This window comes from Streptomyces sp. NPDC059668, assembly GCF_042734135.1.
Lineage (GTDB): Bacteria > Actinomycetota > Actinomycetes > Streptomycetales > Streptomycetaceae > Streptomyces.
Window position 1 is genome coordinate 114,751 of record NZ_JBHWEL010000005.1, and the last position, 9,316, is coordinate 124,066.

6 protein-coding genes are annotated in these 9,316 nt (G+C 71.0%); 3 read left to right on the top strand and 3 right to left on the bottom strand.

Annotated features, from left to right (window positions below):
* Positions 1-62: 62 nt before the first annotated feature.
* Genes ACFV2J_RS06365 through ACFV2J_RS06375 form a run of 3 tightly spaced genes read right to left on the bottom strand, consistent with a single transcriptional unit; the run spans position 63 to position 5,193 of the window.
* On the bottom strand, positions 63-2,207 hold the full coding sequence (locus ACFV2J_RS06365; RefSeq protein WP_385082507.1) for an acetate--CoA ligase family protein: 2,145 nt from the start codon (positions 2,205-2,207) through the stop codon (positions 63-65).
* A 3-nt stretch (positions 2,208-2,210) separates the two neighbouring features.
* Positions 2,211-3,488, bottom strand: coding sequence for a formyl-CoA transferase (gene frc / locus ACFV2J_RS06370; RefSeq protein WP_385082505.1), 1,278 nt, complete (start codon positions 3,486-3,488; stop codon positions 2,211-2,213).
* 10 nt (positions 3,489-3,498) lie between these two features.
* Positions 3,499-5,193 (bottom strand): thiamine pyrophosphate-binding protein, encoded by a 1,695-nt coding sequence (locus ACFV2J_RS06375; RefSeq protein ID WP_385082504.1) that lies wholly within the window; start codon positions 5,191-5,193, stop codon positions 3,499-3,501.
* Between the two features lie 145 nt (positions 5,194-5,338).
* Between ACFV2J_RS06375 and sucC the strand changes: the two genes are divergently transcribed.
* The 3 genes from sucC (at position 5,339) to ACFV2J_RS06390 (ending at position 9,229) form a co-directional block, all read left to right on the top strand.
* Positions 5,339-6,469: an ADP-forming succinate--CoA ligase subunit beta gene (sucC, locus tag ACFV2J_RS06380; protein WP_385082503.1), complete on the top strand. Its 1,131-nt coding sequence runs from the start codon at positions 5,339-5,341 to the stop codon at positions 6,467-6,469.
* 11 nt (positions 6,470-6,480) lie between these two features.
* Complete coding sequence (sucD, locus tag ACFV2J_RS06385) at positions 6,481-7,413, top strand: succinate--CoA ligase subunit alpha (RefSeq protein ID WP_385082501.1); 933 nt, start codon at positions 6,481-6,483, stop codon at positions 7,411-7,413.
* A 262-nt stretch (positions 7,414-7,675) separates the two neighbouring features.
* Positions 7,676-9,229 carry an aldehyde dehydrogenase family protein gene (locus tag ACFV2J_RS06390; RefSeq protein WP_385082500.1) on the top strand — a complete coding sequence of 518 codons (1,554 nt, stop codon included), beginning with the start codon at positions 7,676-7,678 and terminating at the stop codon, positions 9,227-9,229.
* Positions 9,230-9,316 lie beyond the last annotated feature (87 nt).

Genomic DNA, 9,316 nt, shown 5'->3' on the forward strand with positions numbered 1-9,316 from the left:
GTCGCGCCGGGCGGGGGGGGGGGCCGCCCCCCCCCCGCGCCCCCCCCCCGCCCTGGTTCACCTCATGAACCGCCCCCCAACAGGCCCGCCGCGCGCGCCCAGCGGTACTTGGCGCCCAGGACCGCCACCGGCGTCTCGGTCGTGTACGGGTACGCCACGACCCCCCGCTCGTACAGGTACTGGCAGGCCTCCTCGACCTCGACGTCGCCCGCGAGCGACGCCACCACCGGCTTCTCGACGCCCCGCTCCCGGAACTCGGCCACCACACGTGCGGTGAGCTCGGCGAAGACCATGGGAGGGGTGACGATGGTGTGCCAGTAACCGAGGACCAGGGCGTGGATGCGCGGATCCTCCAGCCCCAGCCGGATCGTCGCCTCGTACGTCGACGGAGGCTCGCCGCCCGTGATGTCGACCGGGTTGCCCGCGGCCCCGAAGGGCGGGATGAACGCCCTGAAGGACGCGTCCAGGTCCGGCGGGATGTCCATCAGGGTCAGGCCGTTGTCCGTCACCGCGTCGGAGAGGAGGACGCCGCTGCCGCCCGCGCCCGTGATGATCACCACGTTGTCGCCCTGGGGGGTGGGCAGCACCGGCAGTCCGCGCGCGTACTCCAGCATGTCGCGCAGCCCGGGAGCCCTGATGACGCCGGCCTGTTTCAGGATGTCCTCGTACACGGCGTCGTCGCCCGCGAGGGCGCCCGTGTGCGAACCGGCGGCCTTCGCCCCGGCGGCGGTACGGCCCGCCTTCAGGACCACGACCGGCTTCTTGGGGACCGTCGCGCGAGCGGCCTCGACGAAGGCGCGGCCGTCCTTGAGGTCCTCCAGGTGCATCGCGATGCACTCGGTGTGCGGGTCCTCGCCGAACCAGGTCAGCAGGTCGTCCTCGTCCAGGTCCGACTTGTTGCCGAGTCCGACGATCGCGGAGACGCCCGTCTTCGTGGTGCGCGCGAAACCCAGGATGGCCATGCCGATGCCGCCGGACTGCGAGGTCAGCGCGACACCGCCCTTGACGTCGTACGGCGTGCAGAACGTGGCGCAGAGGTCCTGCCAGGTCGAGTAGTAGCCGTAGATGTTCGGCCCGAGCAGCCGGATGCCGTGCCGCTCGGCGATCGCCACGATCTCGTCCTGGAGCGCCTGTTCACCGGTCTCCGCGAATCCGGAGGGGATCAGTACGGCGTTGGGGACGCCCTTGCGCCCCACCTCCTCCAGGGCCGAGGCCACGAACTTGGCGGGGATCGCGAAGACCGCCACATCCACCTTACCGGGAACGTCCGTGACACTCTTGTACGCCTTGCGGCCCACGATGTCATCGGCCTTGGGGTTCACCGGGTGGATCTCGCCGGCGAAACCGCCGTCGACGAGGTTGCGCATCACCGAGTTCCCGATCTTGCCCTGCTCGTTGGAGGCACCGATCACCGCCACGGAGGACGGCCGCATCAGCCGGCGCATCGAGGTGAGGATCTCCTCGCGGCCGTACTTGCGCCGCTCCTTGGGGAGCGACTCGGCGAGGATCACCCGGATGTCCGCGGCGACGGCACCCTCCGGCGTGGCGATCACCGGGTTGAGGTCGACCTCGGCTATCTCCGGGAAGTCCGCGACGAGTTCGGAGACCCGGCGGATCTGCTCGGCGATCGCCCACCGGTCCACCGGCGGCGCGCCCCGCACCCCGCGCAGGACCTCGGCCGCCCGGATCGAGTCCAGCATCGACAGCGCCTCGTCGGCGCTCACGGGGGCGAGCCGGAAGGTGACGTCCTTGAGGACCTCGACCAGTACACCGCCGAGCCCGAACGCCACCACCTTCCCGAAGGTCGGGTCGGTCACCGCGCCGACGATGACCTCCTGCCCCCGGGGGAGCAGTTCCTGCACCTGGACGCCCTCGACAAGGGCCCGCGGGTCGTAGGCTTTCGCGTTCTCGACGATCCGGTGGAAGGCGGCGCGCACCTCCGCCGCGCCCTCCACACCGACGACGACACCGCTGGCCTCCGTCTTGTGCAGGATGTCGGGGGAGACGATCTTCATCACGACGGGCCCGCCGAACCGTGCCGCGTACGCCACGGCCTCGTCCACGTCCCTCGCCAGTTCCTCGCCCGGTACGGCGATCGCGTACGCGTCGGCGAGCACCTTGCCCTCGGGCGCGGTGAGGGCGGTACGTCCCTCGGCCCGCACGGCGTCGAGGAGCGTGCGCACCCTCAGCACCCGGTCTTCGGCCATCACTCAGATCACTCCGTTCGACTTGAGCAGGCGCAGTTCCTCGTCACCGAGGCCGAGCTCGCCGATGTAGACCTCTTCGTTGTGCTCGCCGAGCAGCGGTGAACTGGTCACGTCCACGGGGGAGTCGGAGAGTTTCAGCGGACTGCCGACCGTCACGAACTCGCCGCGCTCGGGGTGCGGCACGGTGACGACCATCTCGTTGGCGACCAGCGACTCGTCCTCGACGATCTCCTTGGTGGACAGGATCGGGCCGCACGGGATGTTGTGGGCGTTGAGCCTCTCCAGCACCTCCCACTTGGGGAGGGTGGCCGACCACTCCTCGATGAGCTGGAACATCTTGGTGAGCTGGGGCAGCCGGGCCTCGGGGGTGGCCCACCCGGGGTCGTCCGCCAGTTCCGGCCGCCCGATCAGTTCGGTGATCGGCTTCCATCCGACGGGCTGCACGATGACGTACACGTAGTCGTTGGGTCCGCCCGGCGCGCACTTGACCGCCCAGCCGGGCTGGCCGCCGCCGGACGCGTTGCCGGACCGGGGCACCTCGTCGCCGAAGTCCTCGTTGGGATATTCGGCCAACGGCCCGTGCGCCAGGCGCTGCTGGTCCCGGAGCTTGACCCGGCACAGGTTGAGCACCGCGTGCTGCATCGCCACGTTCACGCGCTGTCCGCGGCCGGTGCTCTCCCGCTGGAACAGGGCGGCGAGGATGCCCGCCACCGCGTGGACACCCGTGCCCGAGTCGCCGATCTGCGCGCCCGTCGCCAGCGGCGGCCCGTCCTCGAAGCCGGTGGTCGCCATCGACCCGCCCATGGCCTGCGCGACGACCTCGTACGCCTTGAAGTCGGTGTAGGGACCGTCCCCGAAACCCTTGATGGAGGCGTAGACGATCCGGGGGTTGATCTCCTGGACACGGTCCCAGGTGAAGCCCATGCGGTCGACGGCGCCCGGTCCGAAGTTCTCGACCATGACGTCGGAACGCCGGATCAGTTCGGTGAGGATCTCCTTGCCGCGCTCGGTCTTGGTGTTGAGGGTGATGCTGCGCTTGTTGCAGTTGAGCATCGTGAAGTAGAGGGAGTCGACGTCCGGGAGGTCGCGCAGCTGCTTGCGGGTGATGTCGCCGGTCGGCGCCTCCAGCTTGACGACGTCCGCGCCGAGCCAGGCGAGCAGCTGGGTGGCGGAGGGGCCGGACTGGACATGCGTCATGTCGAGGACGCGGATGCCGGCGAGAGCCTTGGCCGACGTTCCTGGGATCGGGGCGGTCGCGGTCGTCGGGGTCGTCGGTGTCATCGGGGGCACCTCACTTGTACATCGTCTGGTTCATGGTTCCGGGGGCGTACGCGTCCGGGTCGACCCAGACGTTGATGAGCGACGGCTTGCCCGACTCGCGGGCGCGGCGCAGCGCCGGGGCGATGTCGGCGGGGTCGCGGACCTCTTCGCCGTAACCCCCCAGCATCTGCGCGAACTTGTCGTAGTGGACGTCGCCGAGGGTGTTGCCGACCCGCTCGCGCTCCACGCCGTACTTCTGGGCCTGGCCGTAACGGATCTGGTTCATCGAGGAGTTGTTGCCGACGATGCCGACGAAGGGCAGGTCGTAGCGGACGAGGGTCTCGAAGTCCCAGCCGGTGAGGGAGAACGCGCCGTCGCCGAAGAGGGCCACGACCTCCTTGTCGGGGCGTGCCTTCTTCGCCGCGAGGACGAAGGGGATGCCGACGCCGAGGGTGCCGAGCGGGCCGGGGTCCATCCAGTGTCCCGGTGACTTGGGCTGCACGACCTGCCCGGAGAAGGTGACGATGTCGCCGCCGTCCCCGATGTAGACGGAGTCCTCGGTGAGGAAGTCGTTGATCTCGCTCACCAGGCGGTACGGGTGGATGGGCGAGGCGTCCGACCGCAGGCTGGGCAGCCGCTTGTCCAGCGCCGTCTGCTCGGCGGCCCGCAGTTCGTCGAGCCACTCCTTGCGCCGCGACGCGCCCCCGTTGACCCGTCCGGAGGCGGCGTCGGTCACCGACTTCAGGACCAGTCCGGCGTCCCCGACGATCCCGAGGTCGATGTCCCGGTTCTTGCCGACGGTCCGGTAGTCGAGGTCGATCTGCACGACCGTCGCGTCGGGGGAGAGCCGTTTGCCGTAGCCCATCCGGAAGTCGAAGGGCGTTCCCACGATCACGATCACGTCGGCGTGGGAGAAGGCGTACCGGCGCGAGAGCTGGAAGTGGTGCGGGTCCCCGGGCGGCAGGGTGCCGCGGCCCGCGCCGTTCATGTACGCGGGGATGTTGAGGGTGCGTACGAGGTCGATGGCCGCCTCGGTGCCCCGGGTCGTCCACACCTGGCTGCCCAGCAGGATCGCGGGCTTCTCGGCGTGCACGAGCAGGTCGGCGAGCCGCTCGATCGCCTCGGGGTCACCGGCCGAGCGGGTCGAGGCGCGGTAGCGGCCGGCGGCGGGGATCCGGGCCTTGTCGGCCGGCACCTTGGCGTCGAGGACGTCGCGCGGGATCTCCAGGAAGGAGGGACCCGGTGCGCCGTGGTAGCACTCGCGGAACGCCATCGACACCATGTCGGCGACGCGCGCCGTGTCCGGGACGGTCGCGGCGAACTTGGTGATCGGCGTCATCATGTCGACGTGCGGCAGGTCCTGGAGGGAGCCCATCTTGTGCTGGGTGTGCGCTCCCTGACCGCCGATCAGCAGCATCGGGGACTCGGCGCGGAAGGCGTTCGCGACGCCCGTCACGGCGTCGGTGGTGCCGGGGCCGGCCGTGACGACCGCGCATCCGGGTTTGCCGGTGATCCGTGCGTAGCCGTCGGCGGCGTGGGCGGCGACCTGCTCGTGACGGACGTCGACGACCTCTATGCCTTCGTCGACACAGCCGTCGTAGATGTCGATGATGTGGCCGCCGCACAGGGTGTAGACGACCTCCACGCCTTCCGCTCTGAGTGCCTTGGCGACCAGGTGCCCACCGGAGATGAGGGTCGAGTTGGTGTCGCTGCTGCCGTCGGGCATGGCGAAGTCCTGTCCCTTCGTAGGGGGTTGGAACGCTCTCGCGGTACATTGCATACAGTCGACGAATACTGTATGAAGCTTGTTATCCCGCATCCGGTGGGTGGTGTCCAGGGGGCGTGCGGCACTTTTAGGCAGGAGCCGAGGTATGGACCTGTACGAGCACCAGGCAAGGCAACTCTTCGAGGAACACGGCATCTTGGTGCCGAGGGCCGAGGTCACCGACTCGCCCGAGGAGGCCCGCGGGATCGCCCGCAGGCTCGGCGGCCGGGTGGTCGTCAAGGCCCAGGTGAAGACGGGCGGGCGAGGCAAGGCGGGCGGCGTGAAGCTCGCCGCGGATCCGGCCGCGGCGGAACTGACGGCACGCCAGATCCTGGGCATGGACATCAAGGGCCACACCGTCCGCCGTGTCATGCTCGCCCAACCCGTCGACATCGAGAGCGAGTTCTACGTCAGCTACGTCCTCGACCGCGCCGCCGGGCGCTTCCTCGCCATCGCCTCGGCCGAGGGCGGCATGGACATCGAGGAGGTGGCCGCGAGCCGGCCGGACGCCGTCGCGCGCATCCCGGTCGACCCCGCCGAGGGCGTCACCCCGGCCAAGGCGGCCGAGATGGCCCACGCCGCCGACCTTCCCCCGCAGACCGTCGACACCCTGGTGCGCCTGTGGGAGGTACTGACCCGCGAGGACGCGCTGCTCGTCGAGGTGAACCCCCTCGTGCGCACCACCCAGGGGCAGATCCTCGCCCTGGACGGCAAGGTCACCCTCGACGACAACGCGCGCTTCCGGCAGTCACGTTGGGGAGAGAAGGACGCCCCGCACGACGACCCCCTGGAGGCGGCCGCCGCGGCCAGGGGTCTCAACTACGTCAAGCTGGACGGCGAGGTCGGCATCATCGGCAACGGCGCGGGCCTGGTCATGTCGACCCTCGACGTGGTCGCCGGCTGCGGCGCCCGACCCGCCAACTTCCTCGACATCGGCGGCGGGGCCTCCGCCCGGATCATGGCCGACGGCCTGTCCGTGGTCCTCTCCGACCCGGCGGTGAAATCGGTCTTCGTGAACGTCTTCGGCGGCATCACGGCCTGCGACGCCGTCGCCGACGGCATCGTGCAGGCCCTGGAGAGCGTCCCGTTGACCAAGCCGCTCGTGGTCCGGCTCGACGGCAACAACGCCGTACGCGGGCGGGCCGTCCTCGACGGCCGCGCGCACCCCCTGGTCCAGCAGGCCACCACCATGGACGGCGCCGCGCGCCGCGCCGCCCGACTCGCCACCGCCGACTGAAGGAGTGGGACATGGCCGTCTTCCTCAGCAAGGAGAGCAAGGTCCTCGTCCAGGGCATGACCGGCGGCGAGGGCATGAAGCACACCCGGCGGATGCTCGCCGCCGGCACGGACGTGGTCGGCGGCGTCAACCCGCGCAAGGCGGGCCGCAGCGTCGAGTTCGACGTGCCCCGCAGCTCCGACGGCCAGCGCGGCACCCCCGTCACCGTGCCGGTCTTCGGCTCGGTGCGCGAGGGGATGGCGGCGACCGGCGCCGACGTCACCGTCGTCTTCGTGCCGCCGGCCTTCGCCAAGGCCGCCGTACTGGAGGCCGCCGACGCCGGGATCGCCCTCGCCGTCGTCATCACCGAGGGCATCCCCGTCCACGACGCCGTCGCGTTCCACGCGTACGCCGCCGCGAAGGGCACCCGCGTCATCGGCCCCAACTGCCCCGGCCTGATCAGCCCCGGCCAGTCGAACGCGGGCATCATCCCCGCCGACATCACCAAGCCCGGACGGATCGGTCTGGTCTCCAAGTCGGGCACGCTGACCTACCAACTCATGTACGAGCTGCGCGACATCGGCTTCTCGACGTGTGTGGGCATCGGCGGCGACCCCGTCGTCGGCACCACGCACATCGACTGCCTGGCCGCCTTCCAGGACGACCCCGACACCGACCTCGTCGTCCTCATCGGGGAGATCGGCGGCGACGCGGAGGAGCGGGCCGCCGCGTACATCCGCGACCACGTCACCAAGCCGGTCGTCGGCTACATCGCCGGGTTCACCGCGCCCGAGGGCAAGACGATGGGACACGCCGGCGCGATCGTCTCCGGCTCGTCCGGCACCGCGCAGGCGAAGAAGGCGGCCCTCGAAGCGGCCGGGGTACCGGTGGGCGGCACCCCGACCGAGACGGCCCGGCTGGTGCTGGCCCGGCTGGAGACGGAGCGTGTCGCCACCGGCGGGTGAGGTGAGACGTCACTCATAGTCGAGGCGCGGTGACTGTCGCGAGCGGACCCGCCTCAGTACCTTCCTCGTACGGAACCTTCCGGTACGGACGCGGCCACCCTCCCGCGTCCGCACCCCGTCCACCCTCCTCCGTACGGACGCGACCACCGTCGTCCTCCGTACGGACGCGACCACCCCTCGTGCGAGCCGATGGACCATGCAGGTCCGGCACGAGCCAGGCACCTCCCGCCCCCGACTGTGCACCGAGAGCGGAGACATCCGAATGGCATCCACCCCCAACACCCCCCTGGTCCTGAAGTCAGGGACGTCCTGGGCCGACGCCTGGCGGCGCTGCCTCGCCGTCGCGCCCGAGGCGTTCCGGGACGACCGGGTCCTCAACCTCTGGGGCAGCTCCTGGCGGGCCGACGGCCGGGCCCTGCCCGCCACCAGCCCCGTCGACGGAAGCCCCGTCGCGGGCCCGCCCCGCCTCGACGGCGCCACCGCCCAGCAGGCCGTACGCGCCTCACTCGACCAGCACCGGGCCTGGCGCCACGTCCCGCTGCCCGAACGCCGGGCCCGCGTCGCCGCCACCCTCGACGCGCTCACCGAGCACCGTGAACTGCTCGCCCTCCTGCTGGTCTGGGAGATCGGAAAGCCCTGGCGGCTCGCGCAGGCCGACGTGGACCGGGCGATCGACGGTGTGCGCTGGTACGTCGACGGCGTCGAGCCCATGGTCGAGGGCCGAAGCCCGCTGGACGGCCCGGTGTCCAACATCGCGAGCTGGAACTACCCGATGAGCGTCCTCGTCCACGCCATGCTGGTCCAGGCGCTCGCGGGCAACGCGGTCATCGCCAAGGCCCCCACCGACGGCGGTGTCGCCTGCCTCACCCTGGCCTCCGCGCTCGCCGTCCGGGAAGGGATTCCCGTCACCCTCGTCAGCGGCAGCGGCGGCGAACTGTCCGAGGCGCTCGTGCGCGCACCGGAGATCGGCTGCGTCTCCTTCGTCGGCGGCCGCGACACCGGCGCCGCGGTGGCCACCGCCGTCGCCGACCTCGGCAAGCGCCACATCCTCGAACAGGAAGGCCTCAACACCTGGGGTGTCTGGGACTACACGGACTGGGACGCGCTGACGGCCGTCGTCCCGAAACTCTTCGACTACGGCAAGCAGCGCTGCACCGCCTACCCGCGCTTCGTCGTCCAGCGCGCCCTGTTCGACGAGTTCCTCGCCGCCTACCTCCCGGCGGTCCGCACCCTGCGGATCGGCCACCCGCTCGCGGTCGAGCACCCCGACGACCCCTTCCCCGCCCTGGACTTCGGACCCGTCATCAACGCGGCCAAGGCGAAGGAGCTGGACGACCAGGTCGCCGAGGCCATCAGCCGCGGCGCCGTCCCCCTGCACCGCGGCAAGCTGTCCGACACGCGGTTCCTGCCCGGCCAGGACACCTCGGCGTACGTCCAGCCCGTCACGCTGCTCAACCCGCCGCCGTCCTCACCACTGCACCACGCGGAGCCCTTCGGCCCCGTCGACACCATCGTCCTGGTCGACACCGAGGCGGAACTGCTCGCCGCGATGAACGCGTCGAACGGGGCGCTGGTGGCGACCCTTTCCACGGACGACGAGTCGACGTACACCCGCCTCGCGCCGCAGATCCGCGCGTTCAAGCTCGGCCGCGGCAAGCCCCGTTCGCGCGGCGACCGGGACGAGCTGTTCGGTGGACTCGGCGCGTCCTGGCGCGGGGCCTTCGTGGGCGGTGAACTGCTCGTCCGCGCCGTCACGCAGGGCCCGGCGGAGGAGCGGCTGCCGGGCAACTTCCCCGAGTACCAGCTCGTTCCGTGACACGCGGGCGGGGGGGGGGGGGGCCGACACCATAGCGGTGTTGAAATACCCATAACACCACCACACCCGCGCGCCCCCCTCGCCCAC

Bases quoted from the DNA above. Each gene is read 5' to 3' on its own strand.
- ACFV2J_RS06365 (WP_385082507.1), bottom strand. From the start codon at position 2,207: ATGGCCGAAGACCGGGTGCTGAGGGTGCGCACGCTCCTCGACGCCGTG.
- frc (WP_385082505.1), bottom strand. From the start codon at position 3,488: ATGACACCGACGACCCCGACGACCGCGACCGCCCCGATCCCAGGAACG.
- ACFV2J_RS06375 (WP_385082504.1), bottom strand. From the start codon at position 5,193: ATGCCCGACGGCAGCAGCGACACCAACTCGACCCTCATCTCCGGTGGG.
- sucC (WP_385082503.1), top strand. From the start codon at position 5,339: ATGGACCTGTACGAGCACCAGGCAAGGCAACTCTTCGAGGAACACGGC.
- sucD (WP_385082501.1), top strand. From the start codon at position 6,481: ATGGCCGTCTTCCTCAGCAAGGAGAGCAAGGTCCTCGTCCAGGGCATG.
- ACFV2J_RS06390 (WP_385082500.1), top strand. From the start codon at position 7,676: ATGGCATCCACCCCCAACACCCCCCTGGTCCTGAAGTCAGGGACGTCC.